Origin of the sequence: Desulfopila inferna, assembly GCF_016919005.1 — a bacterium.
GTDB classification, from domain to species: Bacteria; Desulfobacterota; Desulfobulbia; order Desulfobulbales; family Desulfocapsaceae; genus Desulfopila_A; species Desulfopila_A inferna.
Genome location: NZ_JAFFQE010000008.1, coordinates 165,405 through 187,155, shown reverse-complemented (window position 1 = coordinate 187,155; position 21,751 = coordinate 165,405). Strand labels below are relative to the sequence as shown.

The window sequence follows — 21,751 nt, the reverse complement described above, 5'->3', positions numbered from 1 at the left end:
GATGCCGTTGTCTTTCCATTATTTTACCTCAAGACATTGATATGTTCTTGCCAGTATCTCTTCTTCTCAGGGTCGATCATCTCGACTATGACCAAAAAATCCGATACATACATCCTCGAGGACGTTGGCATGGACACGGCAAGAAATAACCTTCTCCCGGATAAGGATGGCTTTTTCCGAATGAGAGCGCGTCATGGTACACCCAAAGCTATCACAGCAACAGCTCATAAATTGGCTAGAATCATATTTGATAATCTCGTAAAAAGTCATCGAAGTTCCGGGATGGACTCTGGAAAAAGCTTGATATACTAGGCGTAGTATCTGAAACGGCGATTTGGCAGTACATGTGGTACGGCAAATCGCCGTTTCAGATCTACAACGACGTAGATCGGGCTTTTTACGAGTCCATCATATTTCATTTAATTAAAACAGGAAAATCCTTCGATGAAACTGTATTTGCTGAACAAGAGCTCCTCCATAAGCAACGGGTTGAGATAAATCTTAAAAAGCATGCGAAATCAATGGGCTTTGAACTTGTACCCGTAAAGTCCTAGGTTTTGTTCTTTAGAAGAATATTATTGACATGAATAACAAATTAAGTAACCTTAAGTTGATGGTTGCGCAGAAAATCAGCTCCATTTCTTCATAAAACATGCGTGCTTACTAGTATTTCAAAAAACCTCAAAAAACATAGTGGATAAAAAAGAATGCGGATAAAGAAGACTTTGGCATCCATGCTGAATGGTATCCAGAAAGTGGAAGAAACTATCTGCTTTGTTGGATTGATTGTTTGTACCTTTTTGATTTGCGCGACGGTGGTGAACCGCTATTGGCTGCATCTGGAAATCATGTGGTTGAACGATTTAGCCCAGTACTGCTTCGTCTTCTTCATGTTTTTTGCTTTTGCGGTCACCACCATGAAAAAGGGCCACGTTGCGGTGAATATCTTTTCGACAAAGCTTTTTCACAACAAACCACTGGGGGGAGCCATTTACAATATTTTTTTGGAGCTCCTCTCCCTTCTCATCGTTCTCATATTTTTGCCTGGCGTATATTATTTCATGTTACGAGCAATGCAATATCCTCAGTATGGCACGCTGGTTCGTTGGTTTAATACCAGCTGGCTACAAATCGGTCTGTTTTTTGCCTTTGCTTTAGTCGTGTTCCATTTGCTGGTTATTCTTCAGAGAGACATCAAGGAGGTTGTTAAACTTCTGCGAACACATCAGCAGGGGGAGAAATAAATGGAATACGGGATCCTCCTGGGAATAATCCTTTTCTTTGTCCTCATCTTTATTGGCCTGCCTTTATGGCTGGTTTTTTTGGGAACTACGACAGCAATCATTTTCATGATCGATGGTTCCCTTAATTATATGGCCGGAACCTTTTATCACGCCGTAAACAATTATCTGCTCATGGCCATAGCCTTTTTTATCTATGCCGGGAATTTAATATCCGTATCGGGTATTGCCACACGGCTGGTGCGTCTTTCCTATGCATTAGTGGGTAGGATCAAGGGTGGTCTGGTGGATGTCGCTATCGTAGCCGCCGCTTTTATGGGAGCTCTAACCGGCTCTTCCATTCCGGTTCTTGCCGCTTTGGTTCCCATCCTGGTACCGGGTCTGGAAAAATTGGGCTACCAGCGAAAATATGTGACAGCGGTTCTTTGTTCTTCAAGTTTCTTGGGATACCTCATTCCCCCCAGTGTCCCGGCTCTTATCTACTGTCTGGTCGCCCAGCAATCAGTGGCGGCAGTTTTTCTGGCAACCGTTATACCCGCTCTTCTTTTAGTGGCGGGATATATATTACTGAATACACTTATCTGCCACCGCTACTACAAGCCCAGTGAAAACACTCAGGAACTTCCATCTAACTTTTCGGAATCAGTGAAAGAAATCTCCGCCTCGACTTGGGCGGCCTTACCCGCCTTGGGTTGTCCAATAGTGGTTTTGGTAGGGATTTACGGAGGCATTTTTACTCCAAACGAAGCCGGTGCCGTTGCCGTTGTGTATACGACAGCAGTTGGTTTCTTTATGTACAGAGAAATGACTCTTAAAAACTTTTGGTCCTCCACCATAGGGACGATTGTTACCATGGGCATGTTTGCCTTTCTTCTGGGATTTGGCACGGTTTTCACTCGGCTCTTGATTATGGAAGAGATGGGTGAAGTAATGACCCAGTTTATTTTGAGCATTTCCGATAATTATTATATCATTCTCTTAATGTTGAATCTTCTCATACTGATTTTAGGTATGTTTCTCGACGGCATCCCGGTCTTGATCATCGCCGTCCCGCTGATCATGCCGTTAATGGATCAGATGGGCATGAATCTTGTCCATTTAGGGGCGATGATGGTGATGAATATCGGTTTGGGGGTCGTTTCTCCACCTTATGCACTCTCCATATTTGTTGGAACGCGTATTTCAGGGGTGGCCTGGGAAGATTTAGTACCTCCCATGTTACTGTTTTTCTTTTTAGTTGGTATACCAGTACTATTGTTGGTAACGTATGTACCTTGGATTTCGCTGTGGCTGCCGACTCTGGTGCTGGGCCCGCAGGTGGTAGGGATACGATAAAGAGAGATGGCAGGAAATGATTTGCCGCCTGTGAATGTTTTCAAGCACTGAAGGGAGAAATGGCATGCTCGATATTCTCATCAAAAACGGCCGGGTGATAGATGGTACCGGCAACCCGTGGCTGCATTCAGACGTAGCCGTCATGGGAGATAAAATTGTGCAGGTCCGTCCTCATATCAACGAGGAGGCCCGCTGCCTCATCGACGCTCAGGGATTGGTGGTCGCGCCTGGTTTCATCGATACTCACACTCATTCCGATCTGCGGGTTTTTAAACATCCGGAAGAAGACGCCAAGCTTATGCAGGGGATAACGACCGCCCTCATCGGCCAGGACGGCCTCTCTGTTGCGCCGCTGGATGAGGTGAATAAAGAACCGATGATGATGCGGGTGTCGGGTCTTCTTGGCAACTACCTTGAAAAATGGCCGTGGAACTCCATGGCCGAATATCTAGCGGCTCTGGAGAAACTGCCTCCGGCCACCAATACCATGATGTTGGTACCTCACGGGGCGATCAGGGCCATGGTGGTGGGCTGGGAGAGCCGGTCGGCGACCCCGGTTGAGCTCGAGCGCATGAAACAACTGCTGGCCGAGGCCATGGAGGAGGGCGGCTGCGGGTTCTCCACGGGGCTAATTTACCCACCGGGTATCTATGCCGACCGGGTCGAGCTGGTGGAGCTTTGCCGGGTAACGGCGGACAATGGCGGGTTCTTCGTTGTTCATATGCGCAATGAAAGTAACCTGGTGCTTGAGTCGATGCAGGAGGTTATCGAAATCTGCCTGGAAGCCGGATGCCCTTTGCATATCTCGCATCTAAAGATTGCTGGCAAGGCCAATTGGGGTAAGGCCACCCAGGCCTTGGGGCGGCTTGAGGAAGCCAGGGTGAAGGGGTTGGACGTCAGCTTCGATCAGTATCCTTACGTCGCCGGGAGCACCATGCTCGATGCGGTGATTCCGCCGCGCTTTCATACAGGGGGCACGGCCGCTCTTCTGGAGAAGCTGAAGGATCCTGCAATCCGGGAGGAGATCCGCCAGGTGCACGAAAAAATCAAACCCGAATCCTGGGAGAACTGGGTGGAATCCTGCGGTTGGGACGGCATCATGGTCAATGCCGTCAAATCCGAAACCAATCGTTTTGCCGAGGGCAAAAGCATAGCCGCGATCGCCAAGGAGCTGGGCAAGACCCCGCTTGATGCTGTCTGTGATCTGTTGATTGACGAAGAAAACTCTGTAACCATGACACTGTTCTACGGGTGTGAAGAGGACGTCAAGGAGATCATGCAAAGCGAGTATATGACTCTCTGCACGGACGGAATCGTCGGGGGGAAACCTCATCCCCGGGTATTCGGCTCCTGTGCCAGATTTCTAGGCAAATATGTCCGCGAAGAAAAGGTTCTCTCTCTTTCCCAAGCCATCCGACGTCTGACTTCCTACCCGGCTCAGCGGCTCGGCCTCCAGAACAGGGGGCTGATCCGGGAAGGAATGAAAGCCGATATCTCCATATTTAACTCGGAAACCATCATCGATATGGGGACTTTTACCGAGCCGGATCATTATCCCCAGGGTATCGAGTATGTGATCGTGGCCGGCCAGATTGCGGTGGAAAAAGGAAAGATTACTTCGGTAAGAGCAGGAAAGGTTCTGCGGCGAGGCTAACACGGATTTCTCATATAACGCCTGCGACGAAACTGCGCTTCCATATCCCTCTGCAAAGGAGAAAGACTCGGATTTCAGTTGACCGGCAGATGAGGTTACGGTGGCGGGTGGCTCAAGATAAACGGATTATGTTATGATTTTATTGAGAATAATTAGTATTTTTGAGTTACCAGAAGGAATGGCAAGGCCAATAAAAAAACAAGGAGGTAGGCAATGGTAAGGACAAAGATGTTGAAGACGATAGGATCGATCTGCGCGGTTTGTTTCCTGGTCAGTAGCTCGCTTTTGTTTCCGGAATCAGCTTCAGCCCAGAAACCGGAATACAAGTGGCGTTTCGGCACTGCCTTCACCCAGAAGGTGAGAAACGAATCGATCCAGATGTTTTGCGATTTGATCAATGAATATTCCGATGGCAGGATCGAGGTCAGATTCCAGCACAGCGGTCTTTTGGGAACGCATGATGAAATTTTCCATGCCGTCAGGGAGGGAAGCGTCCATATGGCATTCGTCTTCCCGTATGTTCACCTCATTCCGGGAGGAATGATGAACTGGATGCCCTGGACCATATCGACCTATGATGAGGCGCAAATCGCCTACGCCAACCCCGATGGCATCCTCTACAAGGTGATGGACAAGGCATATGAAGAAGTCGGTTTTAAGCTCCTCTGGAGCACGCCGATGGGGCCCTATGGAATTGGTAACAATGTCCGTCCCCTAAAAACACCGGATGACTTCAAGGAATTGAAGATGCGCGTTTCTGGATCCCTTGGATTTGTGCGGGCCCTGGAGAACATGGGTAAGGGAACGGGCATCACCTTGCAGACCCTTCCGTGGGCTGATATATACAATGCCCTGGATCGCGGAGTCGTCGATGGATGCTGGAGTCTTTGGGGGGCATTGGTGGAGGAGCGCCATTTCGAAGTCTTGAAATATTATACGGACCTTGGCTTTGCCTGGGACTCCGGCAACATTGCTATGAACAGACAGGTGTGGGACGAGCTACCGCCGGAATTGCAGGAGGCCATATTCAAGGCGGGCAGAGAAGCGGAAGCCCGCGATTACAGGGAACGCCAAAAAGCGGACGCCTTATATAAGAAGCAACTTGAGGAGGCCGGCCTGGAAATCTACTATCCCACAGCTGAGGAAAAGGAAGTCTTCCGGAAAAAGGCCAACATGTCGGCTGTGTGGGAAGAACTTGCTGAACCGTGGCTCGAAATACACTATCCCGGCCAGAATATGGGCCAAGTGATCCGAGACGAACTGGATAGAATTAGGGAAATAGCCGGCAAAGAATAAAAAAAATCCTTCACGCCAGCCTGAATAGCTCAGGCTGACGTGAAACGCCTATAAACTCGCATTTATCAGATATCAGGTTTGAAGCGGATCGAATTCCCAGGAGGATGTGAAAGGCATGAATATTGAAAGTTTGCTTTACTCTGTTAAACAAGCTGAAGTTGTCCAAGTCTGTCAGGAATTGGTGAAGCTCAAGAGCGTGAATCCTCCCGGAGATGAGCTTCAGGTGGCGGAATATGTGGCTTCCTTTTTAGAAAAAGCCGGACTGAAGGTGGAACTGGTCAGCCACTCTCCGACCCGGGCCAGCGTGTTGGCCCGGCTCAAGGGTTCCGGGGAGAAACCCGCTCTGCTGTTTAACAGTCATTTGGATACGGTCCCTGTTGGAAATGAAAAATGGAAACACGATCCCTTCGGTGGAGTAGTGGCTGAAAAAAAGATCTGGGGGCGAGGAGCCGCCGATATGAAAGGTGGGCTGGCTGCCATGTTGATGGCGGCAAAAATCATATCCGAGGCTCAGATACCTCTGCAGGGGGACCTGGTTCTCGCAGCGACGGCCGGTGAAGAAGTCGATTCAACCGGTGCGATCGCCATCGCCGGCCGAAAGGATCTTGGACCCATGCAGGCCATGATGATACCTGAGCCTAGCAGCAATGATGTTTTTACGGCAGAGAAAGGGGCGCTATGGCTGGAAATCACCACCAAGGGAAAGACAGCTCATGGCTCCATGCCGGAGGAAGGTCATAACGCGGTGATGAGGATGATCTATCTGATCAACGAGTTACAGAAGCAGAATTTCGACTTCAAAGAGCACCCCCTGTTGGGCGGTTTCAGTCAGAGCATCAACACCATCAACGGAGGGGTGAAGACCAATGTGGTCCCAGATTACTGCGTGGTGACGGTTGATATTAGGACCGTTCCGGGTCAGGGTCATCAGGAAATTGTCAGGCGAGTGGAAAATCTTATAACCGAGCTGAGCAGGAAAGATCCTGAGTTGGATGCAACGGTCAGAGTCACCAATGATCGCATTCCGGTGGAAACCCTACCTGATGAACCACTGGTTCAGAAATTTCTAGACGTGGTGGCGGAGGTGACCGGTAAGAGAACAGCCCCGAAGGGGGCGCGGTATTATACCGATGGTGCTGCTTTCGTGCCCGTGCTGAAAATCCCGATGATCATTTGTGGACCAGGAGATGCCAAACTCGCTCACCAGCCGAACGAGTTTGTGGAGGTTGCAAAGCTGGTTGAATCAGTCAAGATCTATACATTAGCCGCAGCCAAATTTCTTCTATAGCGACAGGTCTGAACCGGGCCTGCAGCACATGACCCCAGGCCGCAGATTGATTTTTGACCATTATGCGATTATTTGTTCGGATCTTATAGCTTGTCCTGCCACTCTTAATTTATTGTAAATGGAAACTCACAAGCGAGCCAGGTATTCTTTCTAAGTTTTAAAAGACATGCTAGTTTTGCCAAAATTTTGCCAAATCTAGATGAAGTATAAGTAAATCAAGGTATCTCCAAGTAACTAGCAACAGAAGCTGGTGTGGTTTAAGTTATTGAAAAAATAAAACATTATCTACTATTTGATACCCTTGTTTACCTATGATTACTTCTATCTTTTAGGCCTTTAACTGACTGAAAATCCGTGTGTCCCTGGTTCGATTCCTGGTCCCGGCACCATATTTAACTTAACAATTTAAGCGTTTAAGGCATGCATGCTTTGAACGCTTTTTTTGTTTTAATCCTGTCCGTATTCTTTGTACAACTCCTGTGCAACTTCTTCATTTTGAAGGTGCTGTAAAATCCCGCTTATCCGGATCGTTCATTTTTCGTCAAAGTAAGAATGGGGCTTTCGCTAGTTATCTATCAACTCACCGCATGCATGATTAACGGAGCCAAGCTCTCTGGAATCTACACATTTATATTTTACTGATCGCCATTATTTTTACTGATTAAACCCCTTATCCTCAGCTCATGGTCGGGATTGCTCTTCCGGCCTGGGACAGAAAATACTGAGTTTCAGGGAAATCAGATAATTTCTTGAACATTGCCCTTCCGACGGCCTTGCACAATGAGGCAGAGCGGCAATTTCGATCTCGACAGTTTAAGATACAAGATTAAATTATATTAGCTAAACATCATCCAAGGCGAATATTCATAGCCTGGAAAAACAATAAAAGGGCAACGAATTTCGGAGTAGGATATGCATATTCCTTTTGTAGACCTAGAGCAGGCAGAGGATCGGGAAGATGAATCCTCTACGGGCATTACCGAAGCTTTTTCCACAAAGACCCTGCTTGTGGGATGTGCTCTGCTTGCTGCCATCTCTGCTTCTGGCCTCTACAGTTTTCTGCTGTTTCACAGCCTCGCGGAAATTTTTTCCATTGTAATCGCCAGTGGCGTTTTCATGGTGGCATGGAATACACGCCATTTTGCCGAACGACCCTTGCTTATGCTCATCGGCATCGCCTATCTTTTTGTGGGCATGCTCGATCTTGCTCATACTCTTTCCTATTCGGGCATGAATATCATACAGGGATATGGTGCCAATGCGCCAACTCAGTTGTGGATAGCCGCCAGGTATATGGAAAGCTTTTCCCTGTTGGCTGCACCTTTCGTGCTGCGCGTACGGATCAATCCCTATTTCTGCCTGTCTGCCTTTACGGTGGTTACTGCCGGGGTGCTGTCTTCCGTATTCGCCTGGCGCAATTTTCCCGATTGCTTTCTTCCGGCCACTGGCCTGACCGCTTTTAAGATCGTCAGCGAATACATCATCTGTTTCATGCTTCTTGCAGCTGGTGGCTTTTTTCTGCAGCGCCGCAGCTATTTCGAAAAGGATTTTTTGATTTGGACCTTAGCAGCAATTCTTTTTACTGTCTTAGCCGAACTCGCCTTCACCGCTTATGCGAGCGTGTTTGGGTTCATGAACATGCTTGGACATCTTTTCAAGATCGTCTCATTTTATCTGATCTACAAAGCCATCATCCAAACAAGCCTGATCAAGTCATACAAAGTGCTCTTCAGGGATCTTTACCGGCAGCGTAATCATTTGCAGGTGACAATGAACAGTATCAAAGATGGGGTGATCACTACTAATGCCGAAAGGCGTATCACCTTTCTCAATCCGGTTGCGGAGTCTCTCACCGGCTGGCAGGATAAGGAAGCCAGGGGTAAACCTGTTCGGGAAATTTTCCACATCATTGACGAACACAATCGCGAGAGTATTGAGGATCCACTCCTTAAGGTGCTCGAAACCGGCAGTATCGTCGGCAAGGTCGATGCTGTGCTCGTGCAGCGGAGCGGTTCGGAAACGCCGATAGACAGCAGCGGGGCAACAATGGTTAATAAGGATGGAAGTTTTGGCGGGATTGTGTTGAGCTTTCGAGACGTCAGCGAACGCATTCGGGCGGAAAGAGCCCTCCGGGATAGCGAAGAGAAATTTCGGTCCATCTTCGAGCAGGCGGCAGTTGGTATAGGAATGGTTGGTTTTCACGACGCACGCTGGATGGAAGTAAACGACACTTTCAGCCGGATGGTCGGCTATACCCCTGAAGAACTGCAACGGACTCCCTGGCCGCAAATTACCCACCCAGACGACCTCGAGCTGGATCTTATTTCTTTTCAAAAAATGGCAGCCGGAAAGCTCGAAAGCTATTCGTTGGAAAAGCGTTTCATTCACAAGGAAGGACACCATGTATGGGCAAAGCTTACATTGTCACTGGTACGCAATTCAACAGGGCAACCCGATTATGAAATTGCTATAATTGAGAACATCAGCGAGCGTAAAAAGGCGGAGAAGGCCCTGCAGCAGCGAACCGAAGAACTCCTTTCCGTCAACCGTGAACTAGAGTCATTCTCCTATTCAGTCTCCCATGATCTGCGAGCTCCGCTGCGCGCCATAATAGGCTTCAGCTCTCTTTTGCGTAATCATACTGGGCAATTGGACGGCAAGGCGAATGGGTATCTGCAGAGAATAACGACAGGTGCTGAAAAGATGAATGTTTTGATTGACGACATGTTGCGTTTGTCACGCATCTCCAGGCAGGAGTTGGACACTCAGGAAATCGATTTAAGATCCCTGGCCAAAACAGTGGCCAAAGAGCTTGAGCTACAGTATCCGGAAAGACATGTAGAAATGCATATTGCCAACGATCTTAAGGCAAAAGGCGATGAGCAGCTTATCAAGATAGCTTTGACAAATCTTCTCGGAAACGCCTGGAAATATACCGCAAAAAATGCTGTAGCACGCGTGGAGTTCGACAGCTTTCAAAAAAACAATGAGAAGATATTCTTCATTCGCGATAACGGTGCGGGATTTTCCGCAAAGCTGGCCGACAGGATGTTCAAGCCGTTTCAGCGGTTGCACAGCGAAAGCGAATTTTCCGGAACGGGCATAGGACTTCCCATAGCCCAGAGAGTGATCAACCGTCATGGCGGAGAAATATGGGCCGAAGGAGATACCGGCAAGGGAGCCATCTTTTATTTTACCCTGGGCAAGTGAACGCTGCCGGCATCAGGCTCATTCCTCTTAATCGCATAGGCTTTGTAAAAGCTGCTGCTGCAGAACGTCTCTCTCCATCATGGATCCGCGCGCATTCCTTCCTTGCTGCAGAATTCTCAAATGACACCTGCTCATTTGTAGTGAGCTGGAACGATCGCTGTGTTGTTGGCATGCCGTCATCCAGGTCGACATCGGGTCAATATCACCCTGAATTTCCAGCAATGTCGACAGACGTCTACTGACAGGGGAGACCGTCGGACGTAGAGTGGAATTGTCACTAGAGGATTTCCCCTCAACGGTGCAATGCCGGCAGCAAGACAAGGCATGACTGGAGACGGGAAGGAAGATAAAAAAACACCAGAGGAAGGAATCATGAATAGAAAAATCGTATATGGCATGCTGATGGCAATCATGGTGCTGATGACGTCCTGTGCCGGCGTCGACATGAACCGGGGGCAACAGGGAGTTGCGGGTGGTGCGGCCGGAGGCGCTCTTCTCGGCCAGCTGATCGGTCGGGATACGGAAGCAACTCTGATCGGCGCTGCCGTGGGCGGATTGCTTGGATATGTGGTAGGTAACGAAATGGACAAGTACGACCGGCAGCGACTGCATGATGCTTTCGAATATGCACCCTCAGGCCAGACAGCTTCATGGCGAAATCCCGACAGCGGCAATAGCTATCAGGTTCTCCCCCGGCCGGCGTATTCTACTTCGAACTCGGCCTATGGCGCCTGCCGCGAGGCTGAAATTATTGCCTACATCAACGGCAGGGCAGAGAAAACCTATACAACCGCCTGCCGTGATTCCTATGGACGGTGGCAGCTACAAGGGTAAGCTGTTCGCCGGAAAAGACCTGAATTTTTGTTTTTTCAGGAAGATAGACCAAAAATTACCGGCACATGCAGGATCTCTGAGGCGTGAGGCAGGTGGACAGCACGCAATTGGCTTACTATTGTGAATGCAGTGGACAGTAAAACCAGAACCCAGCTACAGGAGTAGACACAATGATTATATCAAGGTCAAAAATTCTTCTTTTCCTTTGTTTCATGCTCGTGGGATGGTCGACATGGGCTGTTGCTCTCGAAGATACGGATTTCCAAAGCGATTCCCGGCAACTTGGCAGCAATGAGGTGGCAGTGGAGCATTACATCAGACTTGCGGAAAAAAACGACCCGCATGCCCAGTACATACTGGGCAGGATGTATGCCAATGGCCGGCGCATAGAAAGGGATTACCCCGAAGCGTATTTTTGGTTGCAACTGGCTGAAATGAACGGGGTAGCGGATGCGGCGGAACTCAAAGGCAAGATCAGCCGGCAGATGTCTGGGCGGGAAATCGCCGAGGCACATCGCCGTATCGAAGACTGGCGGCACCGATATGACACATCCGGTGGTTCGGAAATCGCCACACCCGTGGTCATCCGCCAGGTACAGATGGTATTGGCAGGAAAAGGATATTACCGCGGTGCCATCGACGGGGTTCCCGGCGAGCGCACGAGGGAGGCCATACGCAGATATCAGGAAGAAAACCGACTTGCCGAAAACGGCAGGATAACCCCTTCATTGCTGGCCAATATGGGGCTAACGCGCTATCTGCCACCCTCATCCTCGTTTCCTGACAGCTCCGGTGACTACATTTCCGGCGACAGTACTATTAAGCAGGAATTGCGCAGGATCATCCGCCAGGCTGAAAGCGAAGGCGCGGCCCAGCCATGGCTGATCAGGAGGCTGGAAGAATTAGCTGGTTCCGGCGCCGATGAATGGCCTGATCAGGTGTTGCGGGAGCACTTTGAGGCCCGCGGCTATCGAGGAGGCGAGGACTGGCGAACAGTGCGAGGCAGTTTTACACTCGAGCCCGGCACCGGTCTTGTCGCTTCCTCCAGCAGCACCTGGGGATCACCGCAAAACGGTTCCGATGACCTGGCCCTCACCCTGCTTGAGGTTCTGCTGCGAGGAGAGGAATCCCTTAAAGCCGAGAAACTTGCGCGCTTGGAAAAAGATATCTCGTTTGCCGATTCCTTCGCCTTGCGCGTCAAGACTGGTTCTCTCGATTCGACCGAGGGTTTGGTTTTCTCTGTTGAAAGACAAGATGCATCTGCGCCTGGCTACAGATTCGTTTTTCATCCGGGAAAGGGTGAGCGGGCCAAGCTTTTTGAAACATACGGCGAAAATGCCAGGGAAGTAATTTCACAAGCCCAGCCGATACGACTTGAAAAAAGAGCATCCCATACCTTCGAGTGGACCCGTTCGACCACAGGAGAGATGACTGTCAACGTCGATGGCATGGAATTGTTACAGGTAAACTCTCCCGGCAGCCCGGGGTCCTTCGACAGGATCGGCATCTCCCACATCGGCGACAGGATCGCCTTCAAAGATATTGAATTGTCCGAAAAGGCAACCAGCAGCTGGAGGTAGGTCATGAAAATATTCATAAGCACATTGTTGATTCGCTCAACAATGCCCGTGCTCTGCCCGGCAGTTCGTCTTGCCTCAAACACCACTTGAGCTATACCTTGCGTGGCATGATTTTCTGGGGAAAAGGCAGGAACATGCAGCGCCAGCTGTTCCTTGTGTTCATCCAGTGATTGCTGATATCGTGGTTGCTCCTGCTGCATGATCTTTTCCCCATTTCGGGAATTTCCTTGCACTGTCCTTGACAGTAACATCCGTTTTGTCATATGACATACTAATATCTCTTATTCCTAAATAAGGGCGTGTATGGAACAAAAGCTCCACCATCGCCAGCCGCATGGCATTTCACCAAGGTCTGTCAGGAGCGGGGGCTTAAGTGTACGCATCAGCGGATTGAGATATTTCGCGAACTGGCACGTGCCATAGATCACCCGGATGTTGAGCCACTTTTTACCCGTGTCCGCAAACGATTGCCGACTGTCTCCCCAGGATCCGCTACACCCTTTGGTAAAGAGTTTTTCTCAACCAGAGTTGACCGGGGTGTCGCGTCAACTGCTGAGCCGTTTTTGAAAAAAAAAGGAGGATTACATGAGCAACCATGAACGTAAGCCTACGACAATGGATTCCGGACGGCCCGTTGCCAGTGATGAGTTTTCCCTCACCGTCGGTATTGACGGGCCCATTCTGCTCCAGGATGTCTATCTTCTTGAACAGATGGCAAATTTCAACCGCGAACGGATTCCTGAACGCCAGCCGCACGCCAAGGGTTCCGGAGCCTTCGGCTATTTCGAGGTAACCCATGATGTCAGCAGTTATACCAAGGCGGCAGTCTTTCAGCCGGGGACCAAGACGGACACGATGATCCGCTTCTCTACGGTGGCAGGTGAACGGGGTAGCCCAGACACCTGGCGCGACCCCCGCGGGTTTGCCCTCAAGTTTTACACCAGCGAGGGCAATTACGATATGGTCGGCAACAATACGCCTGTGTTTTTCGTTCGCGATCCTATGAAATTCCAGCATTTCATCAGATCCCAAAAACGCCGTGCCGATAACGGCTTACGCGATCATGACATGCAGTGGGACTTCTGGACCCTCTCGCCCGAATCCGCCCATCAGGTTACCTGGCTCATGGGAGATCGCGGCATACCAAAAACCTGGCGGAACATGAACGGCTACTCGAGCCACGCCTATATGTGGGTGAATGGAGCAGGGGAACGTTTCTGGGTAAGGTATCATTTCAAGACTGATCAGGGCATAGATTTTCTTACCCAGGAGGACGCCGACAGGATTGCCGGTGAGGATGCCGATTACCATAGGCGCGATCTCTTCGATGCCATCAAGCGAGGAGACTTTCCCAGCTGGACCCTGAAGATGCAGATCATGCCCTTTGCCGATGCCGAGACCTACCGATTCAACCCCTTCGACCTGACAAAGGTGTGGCCGCACGGCGATTATCCGTTGCACCAGGTCGGCAGGTTGGTGCTCAACCGCAACCCCACCGATTTTCACACCGAAATCGAGCAGGCTGCATTCGAGCCCAGCAGTTTTGTGCCGGGCATCGGGCCAAGCCCCGACAAGATGCTGCTGGCCAGGCTTTTTTCCTATGCCGATGCTCATCGAGCCAGACTCGGAGTCAACTACAAGCAGATCCCGGTGAACCGACCCCAGGCACCGGTGCACAGCTACAGCAAAGATGGTGCCATGCGGGTCGAGAACGTCACCGATCCGGTGTATGCACCAAATTCCAAAGGTGGTCCGCAGGCCGATCCTGAACGTTACCCGGAGGTCGAGGTTTGGAGTGCAAGCGGGGAGTTCATCCGTGCCGCTTATGCCCCGCGGAAGGATGATGATGATTTCATCCAGCCCGGTACTTTGGTGCGCGAGGTCATGGACGATGCCCAGCGTGACCGGCTGGTTTCCAATGTAGTAGGGCACCTCAAGAAGGGGGTCACCGAACCGGTCCTCGAACGTGCTTTCGAATACTGGTGCAATATCGATAAGGAAACAGGTGATCGCATCGCCAAAGGGGTCAGGGACGAATAGAGTTGTTTTTTTTTCTCTTCGCGAAAACCAGGAGCCGGCAGGAGTCATTCTTCTGCCGGCGTTTTTTTTACTGGGTTGAGGTTACGACCGACTGGGTGGCAAATATTTTTTCGCCCTGTGGCTCGAGGGAGCGTCTCCACAGTCCGTCTGCAAGCATCCTGTTTCCAGGCATCTATCAAAGATGTCTTATTGCCGGTCTTCGAGGAAACGAGACCTGAGATGAGAGAGCAGGTAGGCGGCATTGGTTCCTTCCCCGGTGGCCTCTTCCATTATTTCCTGAGACTCCAGAGAGCTGCCTTTGCTCCAGATCATCTTGTCAAGCCACTGGCGCAGGAAGGAGACGTCTCCCTGCTTGAGCCTGTCGCTCCAGTCGGGAAATTTTCGGGTGATGGCGGCAAAGAGCTGGGCGGCATTGAGTGCTCCCACAGTGTAGGAAGGGAAATAACCGAAACTGCCGTCGGTCCAGTGGATATCCTGAAGGCAGCCTTCCCGATAATTACCTTTGGTCGACAGTCCCAGATACTCCTGCATTTTGGCATCCCATAAGTCGGGAATATCCGCGGCCTCGATAGTGCCGTTAATCAGCTCTTTTTCAATTTCGAATCTGAGAATGATATGCAGGGGATAGGTAACCTCGTCAGCCTCGACTCGGATGAGGCTGGGCCGTACAATCGTTGCCGAAGAGAGGATCTGGTCGCTGGACCATTTACCGGTCTGCGGCAGGAATTGATGGATGAATGGAGTGAAAAAGGAGAGAAAGGGTTTAGAGAGAAACAGCTGTTTTTCGAAGAGCAGGCTCTGGCTTTCATGGATGCTCATATTGCGGGAGCAGCCGATGGGCAGGCCGTCCCATTCCGCGGGCAGGCCGTTTTGATAGCCGGCGTGGCCGGTTTCATGGGCAGTGGCCAACAGTGCCTGGAAGAAATCGGTTTCCCTGAATCTGGTGGTGATACGCTGATCTCCTCGGTCACCGGTGCTGAAGGGATGCAGGCTGACGTCCAGGCGCCCCTGTTGAAAATCGAACCCCAGGAGTTCCATGAGTTTGCGATTCAATTCTTTCTGTTGCTCGACAGGGAACGAGCCGAGAAGCTCCACTTTCTTCTCATTCGCCTGTTTATCCACCTGAGCGAGAATTTCCGGCAGCTCTTTTTTCAGCAGAGTAAAAATATCCTGAATGAATGCGCTGTCGTCACCTGTGCAATAGAGATCGAGAAGCGCATCATAGGGAGTGGGAAATTTGTCGGGAGCAGCTGCCTGCCGGGCTTTAGCCTCCTGGCGGGAGAGATTGACCACTTCGGTAAAAGTGGTGAGAAATCCGGTCCAGTCATTCTGCTTACGCTGTTTTCTCCATCCATGCTCGCAAAGAGAGCCGGCCAGAGATTTGGCCTTCACCAGGTCGCCGGGCACGCTGACGGCACGGCGGCGGCTCCTTTCCATCTCAAGGAGGCTTCTGCTCTGAGTCCGGTCCGAATTTTCCTGCTCTTGTGCTTGTTGCAGTAAGTCGCCGAGAACCTCGGAGCAGAGAAGCTCATGACGCATCATCGTCAGCTCGGCAATGGATTTTGAGCGCGTGTCATTGCCGCCCGGAGGCATCATTACCAGCTGGTCCCATTGCAGGAAGGTCAGGGCGTGATCGAGCCGGGCAATTCTTTGAAACTGTTCTTTTAGGGCAGAATATGGATTGAGCATTTTCCCTCGTTTCATTGGTGGAATGTGTTGGTGGGTGTGTCTTTTCAGTGTATTGTCGCATTAAAGCTTTAATAATCATATTACCTGGGTTTGGCAGGAAAAATCAAAGGGCAATTAACCGATCATCATTCCAGAGAGAAGTCGATTGCCGTCGATGCTGATTACCGGGAGCACCTCCCTGGCGGCGCCTGCATCCCCGGTTGCCCTCTTTGTGAATTTGGTGTATACAATGCCGATGCTGCCGGTTATTCTCACAATATTTTTCTCCTCGTTTGTCATTGCCCTATCCGGCGCCCTGATGCCCGGTCCTTTGTTGTCAGTGACGATAACAGAAAGTTCCCGCCGCGGCGCCACCGCAGGCCCGCTCATGATTATCGGTCATGGAATCCTGGAACTGGTGGTAGTTGCAGCCCTGCTTTCCGGTTTGGCTCCTTTGCTGTTGCGCGATGATGTTTTTGTCACCATTTCTTTGGTGGGTGGTATTATCCTCATGTGGATGGCCTATTCCATGTTCCGGGAACTCCCCAGACTCTATCTTCGGCTCGAGGCGGAAGGGGAGGATCGGCGAAATCTCATTGTCGCAGGGGTTGTGCTGAGCGCCGCCAATCCCTATTTTCTTCTGTGGTGGGCCAGTGTCGGCTTCGGCTATATTGTCTATTCCGCCAAATTCGGTATTGCCGGTGTTGCCGCCTTTTTTCTGGGGCACATACTGGCCGATTTTGCCTGGTATGGCTGTGTGTCTTTTGGGGTCTGCAAGGGGAGACATTTTCTGACGGATAGAGGCTATCGTCGGCTCATTGGCGGTTGTGCCTTTTTTCTTGCTGTTTTTTCAGGATATTTTTTCTATAGCGGTTTTGACAGACTGATCTGAATATGAATGATGAGCGACAAAAATGAGCGACAAACAGGATAATAACACCTATACCTGTAACGAATACAGGGAAGAGATGATTCTGGCCGGTCTGCAGAAACGGCTGCGGTGTGCCGATCTTTCCGAGAATGAACGGCGCACCCTGCTTACCGAAATCGAAAAGCTGGAAGAGAAAATGGGTCTGTAGAAGATCCGGGCTCCGATGATTGTCTCTCCCGGGATGGCGGTGGAATGACGGCAGGAGAATATCTGACGATATGACCCCGGCGCAGGTGAAGTTGGTTTTCAGCCCACGGGTGAGATACGGCGGGGAAAACCAGCTGTTTTTTTAAATAACACTTTACTTGCTGTTTTTTGGGTGTTATATTGGAGCCACTGCGGCAGAGGTGCTGTTTCTGTTTTGTGGGGCGCTTGCTGTTGTTGAATTGAATAACACCTGAATATGTCATATATAAGGAGTTGCAGGCAGCTGCGGCTCCTTATTTTTTTATTCCCGTAAATTTTTAAGGGGAGTCGGAAATGTTCCGGCTGGTAGATACTGGTAGAGGGCAAAAGCCATGAAAAGAGATTTATCGAAAGTACGAAATATAGGAATCAGTGCACATATCGACTCGGGGAAAACCACTCTGACCGAACGCATACTTTTCTACACTAATAGAATACATTCCATCCATGAGGTTCGCGGTAAGGATGGTGTCGGTGCCAAGATGGACTCCATGGAGCTCGAGAAGGAGCGTGGCATCACCATTCAGTCGGCGGCTACTTACTGCACCTGGGGAGATACCGATATAAACATTATCGATACTCCCGGCCATGTCGATTTCACCGTTGAAGTGGAAAGGGCTTTGAGGGTTCTTGACGGTGCCGTCCTGGTGCTTTGTTCGGTGGGTGGTGTTCAGTCGCAGTCCATTACGGTAAATCGCCAGATGACCCGCTACAATGTGCCCCGCATCGCCTTTGTAAATAAGTGCGACAGAACCGGTGCGAATCCTGAAAAAGTCACCGGGCAGCTGCGTGACAAGCTGCAGCTCAATGCGCATATGATGCAGATGCCCATAGGCTTGGAGAGTGAGCTCAAAGGGGTAGTGGACCTGGTTACCATGAAGGCCACATACTATGATGGCGAGCACGGAGAGATTCTTCGTGTGGAAGATATTCCTGAAAATATTCTGGATGAGGCCACCGAGCGCCGTGCTCTTCTGCTGGAGGAAGTCTCCATGTACTCAGAAGAACTGATGGAGGCTCTTCTTGAAGAAGGCGAGATTAGTCCGGACCTTATCAATGAAGCCGTTCGCAGGGGAACGCTGGCCCTGGAGTTTACTCCGGTATTTATTGGCTCCGCCTACAAAAACAAAGGTATTCAGACATTGCTGGACGCAGTCAAAGCATATTTGCCGAGCCCCACCGATGTTGTAAACTACGGACTCGACCTGAAAAATGGCGAAACCGAATTCCAGGTGACCAACAATCCCGAAGATCCTCTTATTATGCTGGCCTTCAAACTTGAAGACGGACGCTATGGACAGTTGACCTATGTCCGCACTTATCAGGGAACGCTGAATAAGGGCGATACGGTTTACAACAGTCGAACAGGTAAAAAGGTGAAAATCGGTCGTCTTGTACGCATGCACTCCGATGAGATGGAGGAGATAGAAACCTGTGGATCCGGAGACATAGTCGCCCTTTTCGGAGTCGACTGTGCTTCAGGCGATACCTTTACCTCTTCTGATATCTCCTGTTCGATGACCTCGATGCACATTCCGGAGCCGGTAATATCCCTGGCTATCGTGCCTGCGGACAATAAAGCCCAGGTGAATATGTCTAAGGCGCTCAATCGTTTTACCAAGGAAGATCCTACTTTCAGAACCTATGTCGACCATGAAACAGGCGAGACCATCGTGTCCGGAATGGGGGAACTCCACCTCGATGTGTATATCGAGCGGATGAAGCGTGAATATAAAGCCGAAGTACAGGTCGGCGCACCTCAGGTAGCCTATCGCGAAACCATAACGCAGCAGGCCGACTTCAACTATACTCATAAGAAGCAGACAGGTGGTTCGGGGCAGTTTGCCCGTGTTGCCGGATATATCGAGCCCAACGATGAGAGCGAATATGAATTTGTCGATAAGATTGTCGGCGGCGCCATTCCCCGGGAATTCATCGGTTCATGTGATAAAGGATTTACCAAAAGCCTTGCTAAAGGTTCTCTCTGCGGTGCACCTATCACCGGTGTACGCTGTGTCATAAATGACGGGGCGGCGCATGCGGTCGACTCATCTGATGTTGCCTTTCAACTTGCCGCCGTTGGAGCTTTCAAGGAAGGCTATTTAAAGGCCAAGCCTGTTATTATGGAACCGATAATGAAGGTTGCCGTAGAGGGTCCCGCGGAGTTTCAGGGATCGGTTATGGGATCTCTTAATCAACGTCGCGGCATGATCATCGGCACGATGGAAGAAGGCAACTATACTGTTATTGAAGCGGAAGTGCCTCTCTCGGAAATGTTTGGATACAGTACTGCCCTGCGTTCCCTGACTCAGGGGAAAGCGGAATTCACCATGGAATTCTCAAATTTCAAGCAGGTTCCAAAGGGTGTAAGTGAAGAACTGGTCAAGAAACACCAGGAAGAGAGAAACAAGTAACACGTGATTCAATACCGGATGTATTTGCTCTAAACCACTTTTTGCTGTATTTATAGAGCAGAAGTCCAGCCTGTTTGACCTGGATGTGCATTGTATTGAAAACAGAATAGAGTAACAGCAAATCACCAATTTTACCGTCATGGCGGCGTGTGGGGCCAACGGTGAATGGAATAAGCCATATAAGGTATAGAAAAAGAGGTAGTGCCATGACAAAAGAGGATTTAATACTCAATAATCCACTCCGCGCTCTTGGGCTTGGCGACAAGGTGGATAGTAACGATCAAGGGCTGGGGCTGGTAATGGCCAGAGCAGGACTTGGCAAGACAGCAACTCTGGTACAGATCGCCCTGGATTTTATGATGCGCGGCGAAAAAGTTCTGCATATCTCCATCGGGGAGAGTATCGACAAAGCGCGGAGTTGGTACGATGATATATTTTCTCTGACCACCGCGGAAATGAACGACCATGAACGTCAGGAGATCGAGCCGGAAGTAATGCGCAACAGGATGATCATGACCTTCAAGGAAAGCTCGTTTGGTCTTGCCACCCTGGAAGAGAGGCTTGATGATCTGATCAAACAGGATGTTTATAAGCCGGACTGTCTCATCGTTGATGGCTATGATTTCCGAATGAGTAATACCACCGCCCTGCAGGGTTTCGTCGATTTAATGGAGAAGAAGAAACTGGGTATGGTCTGGTTTTCCGCAGTCTGCCACCGTGATGACGATCGAGTCAGCCCCGGCGGTATCCCTGCTCCGTGTCACGATATGGATGATATGTTCGGTACCGTGCTCTTCATTAATCCCGAGGAACAGGCGATTAAGCTGGATATTATCAAATGCACTGCCTGCGAGATCGATGCAAGTTCCAAACTTGCCTTTGACCCCTCCACTATGTTGATCAAGAAGGTGTAAGACAGTTCAGAGCAATGCTCGAAAAGATAGTGTAAAAAGGCGGCGGGAGTTGATCCCGTCGCCTTTTTTTGTTTTTTCTTTTGCCATTGACAGGTAAGGTAGAAAAAAGTTCAGAACCGTATTCCAGGAAAACCGCCATTCATCTCAACATCCTTTTGAGGGGTGCTGAAAACAAGAAAACGAATCTTTGTGAATTGGCTTCTATATTCAAGGCAACAGATCCATCTCCTTGGTGGTTGAGCAATTAGGATTTCCGATGAAATTCAGACCGTGTATCGATCTTCATAACGGCAAGGTAAAGCAGATTGTCGGTTCAAGCCTCAGTGATACAGATCCTGAAGGCCTGCAAACGAATTTCGTAGCCGATAAGCCCCCTGCCTATTTTGCCGCACTCTACCGGCGGGACAACCTCACGGGTGGGCACATAATCAAACTTGGTCCGGGGAATGATGAAGCCGCCAGGGAGGCACTGCGGGCCTGGCCGCAGAACTTGCAGATAGGTGGCGGTATCACTTTGGAAAACGCCTCCGACTGGCTCGATTACGGCGCTTCCCATGTGATTGTGACCTCCTCAGTATTTCAAAACGGAAAGGTTGACCGTGACTATCTCGCAGCCCTGGTGCAAAAGATCGGGCGCAGTCGACTTGTCCTGGATCTAAGCTGCCGTAAGCTCGGAGCTGATTATTTTATTGTCACCGATAGATGGCAAAAATTTACGAAAGTCACGATATCGCCTGAGACTATTGAGGAATTATCAAATAGTTGTGATGAATTGCTGGTCCATGCGGCTGATGTCGAAGGAAAATGTGCGGGGATTGAGGAAGAGCTTGTCGAAAAGCTCGGCCGCTGGGTTTCACTGCCGACTACCTATGCAGGAGGTGTGCGGAATCTTGAAGACCTGAAGCGAATCAATGATCTGGGCGGTGGAAACCTCGATGCGACCGTCGGCAGTGCTCTTGATATTTTCGGCGGAAGCGGTGCGAGCTATGATGAAGTGGTGTCATATATGCGCAGCTTGAGGTAGGTAAACATTGGTGCCTTACTCCTGAAAAGCTGGAGATAATCACGGCACTAAAGGAAAGGGGTTGTCGCTGTCTCTCTTGATTTCACTCGACTGATCAGCTAAAATGGTCCGATGCGCTTAATGGAGATAGGGGATG

General features: G+C 50.0%; 16 protein-coding genes. 14 read left to right on the top strand and 2 right to left on the bottom strand.

The window, feature by feature from the left end; genetic code table 11:
* The first annotated feature begins 707 nt into the window (after nucleotides 1–707).
* From JWG88_RS18300 to JWG88_RS18260, 9 genes are all read left to right on the top strand, one after another.
* Entirely contained in the window at nucleotides 708–1,244 is a 537-nt protein-coding gene (locus JWG88_RS18300) for a TRAP transporter small permease (RefSeq protein WP_205235238.1), read from the top strand.
* Nucleotides 1,245–2,576, top strand: coding sequence for a TRAP transporter large permease (locus JWG88_RS18295; RefSeq protein WP_205235237.1), 1,332 nt, complete (start codon nucleotides 1,245–1,247; stop codon nucleotides 2,574–2,576).
* Between the two features lie 64 nt (nucleotides 2,577–2,640).
* Nucleotides 2,641–4,230: an N-acyl-D-amino-acid deacylase family protein gene (locus tag JWG88_RS18290; RefSeq protein WP_205235236.1), complete on the top strand. Its 1,590-nt coding sequence runs from the start codon at nucleotides 2,641–2,643 to the stop codon at nucleotides 4,228–4,230.
* 213 nt (nucleotides 4,231–4,443) lie between these two features.
* The gene (locus JWG88_RS18285; RefSeq protein WP_205235235.1) at nucleotides 4,444–5,526 is read left to right on the top strand and encodes a TRAP transporter substrate-binding protein; all 1,083 of its coding nucleotides are present in this window, start codon (nucleotides 4,444–4,446) and stop codon (nucleotides 5,524–5,526) included.
* 115 nt (nucleotides 5,527–5,641) lie between these two features.
* Entirely contained in the window at nucleotides 5,642–6,814 is a 1,173-nt protein-coding gene (locus tag JWG88_RS18280; RefSeq protein ID WP_205235234.1) for a M20 family metallopeptidase, read from the top strand.
* Nucleotides 6,815–7,726: 912 nt separating this feature from the next.
* Nucleotides 7,727–10,024 carry an MASE3 domain-containing protein gene (locus JWG88_RS18275; RefSeq protein WP_205235233.1) on the top strand — a complete coding sequence of 766 codons (2,298 nt, stop codon included), beginning with the start codon at nucleotides 7,727–7,729 and terminating at the stop codon, nucleotides 10,022–10,024.
* A gap of 372 nt (nucleotides 10,025–10,396) precedes the next feature.
* Nucleotides 10,397–10,858, top strand: coding sequence for an RT0821/Lpp0805 family surface protein (locus JWG88_RS18270; RefSeq protein WP_205235232.1), 462 nt, complete (start codon nucleotides 10,397–10,399; stop codon nucleotides 10,856–10,858).
* Between the two features lie 170 nt (nucleotides 10,859–11,028).
* A complete protein-coding gene (locus JWG88_RS18265) occupies nucleotides 11,029–12,438 on the top strand; it encodes a tetratricopeptide repeat protein (RefSeq protein WP_205235231.1) in 1,410 nt (469 codons plus the stop codon).
* A 585-nt stretch (nucleotides 12,439–13,023) separates the two neighbouring features.
* On the top strand, nucleotides 13,024–14,478 hold the full coding sequence (locus JWG88_RS18260; RefSeq protein WP_205235230.1) for a catalase: 1,455 nt from the start codon (nucleotides 13,024–13,026) through the stop codon (nucleotides 14,476–14,478).
* 186 nt (nucleotides 14,479–14,664) lie between these two features.
* On the opposite strand, the gene JWG88_RS18255 is transcribed toward JWG88_RS18260, so the two are convergent.
* Entirely contained in the window at nucleotides 14,665–16,167 is a 1,503-nt protein-coding gene (locus tag JWG88_RS18255) for a carboxypeptidase M32 (protein WP_205235229.1), read from the bottom strand.
* 114 nt (nucleotides 16,168–16,281) lie between these two features.
* Nucleotides 16,282–16,536: a hypothetical protein gene (locus JWG88_RS21705; RefSeq protein WP_240194607.1), complete on the bottom strand. Its 255-nt coding sequence runs from the start codon at nucleotides 16,534–16,536 to the stop codon at nucleotides 16,282–16,284.
* Here JWG88_RS21705 and JWG88_RS18245 point away from each other — a divergent pair.
* The 5 genes from JWG88_RS18245 (at nucleotide 16,466) to hisA (ending at nucleotide 21,615) form a co-directional block, all read left to right on the top strand.
* Nucleotides 16,466–17,038: a LysE family transporter gene (locus JWG88_RS18245; RefSeq protein WP_240194584.1), complete on the top strand. Its 573-nt coding sequence runs from the start codon at nucleotides 16,466–16,468 to the stop codon at nucleotides 17,036–17,038. The two genes, JWG88_RS21705 and JWG88_RS18245, sit on opposite strands and share 71 nt — an antisense overlap.
* Before the next feature lie 22 nt (nucleotides 17,039–17,060).
* Nucleotides 17,061–17,225 (top strand): hypothetical protein, encoded by a 165-nt coding sequence (locus JWG88_RS18240; protein ID WP_205235226.1) that lies wholly within the window; start codon nucleotides 17,061–17,063, stop codon nucleotides 17,223–17,225.
* A 370-nt stretch (nucleotides 17,226–17,595) separates the two neighbouring features.
* Complete coding sequence (gene fusA, locus JWG88_RS18235) at nucleotides 17,596–19,677, top strand: elongation factor G (protein WP_205235225.1); 2,082 nt, start codon at nucleotides 17,596–17,598, stop codon at nucleotides 19,675–19,677.
* A 206-nt stretch (nucleotides 19,678–19,883) separates the two neighbouring features.
* Nucleotides 19,884–20,591: a hypothetical protein gene (locus JWG88_RS18230; RefSeq protein WP_205235224.1), complete on the top strand. Its 708-nt coding sequence runs from the start codon at nucleotides 19,884–19,886 to the stop codon at nucleotides 20,589–20,591.
* A gap of 256 nt (nucleotides 20,592–20,847) precedes the next feature.
* Nucleotides 20,848–21,615 (top strand): phosphoribosylformimino-5-aminoimidazole carboxamide ribotide isomerase, encoded by a 768-nt coding sequence (hisA, locus tag JWG88_RS18225; protein ID WP_205235223.1) that lies wholly within the window; start codon nucleotides 20,848–20,850, stop codon nucleotides 21,613–21,615.
* Nucleotides 21,616–21,751 lie beyond the last annotated feature (136 nt).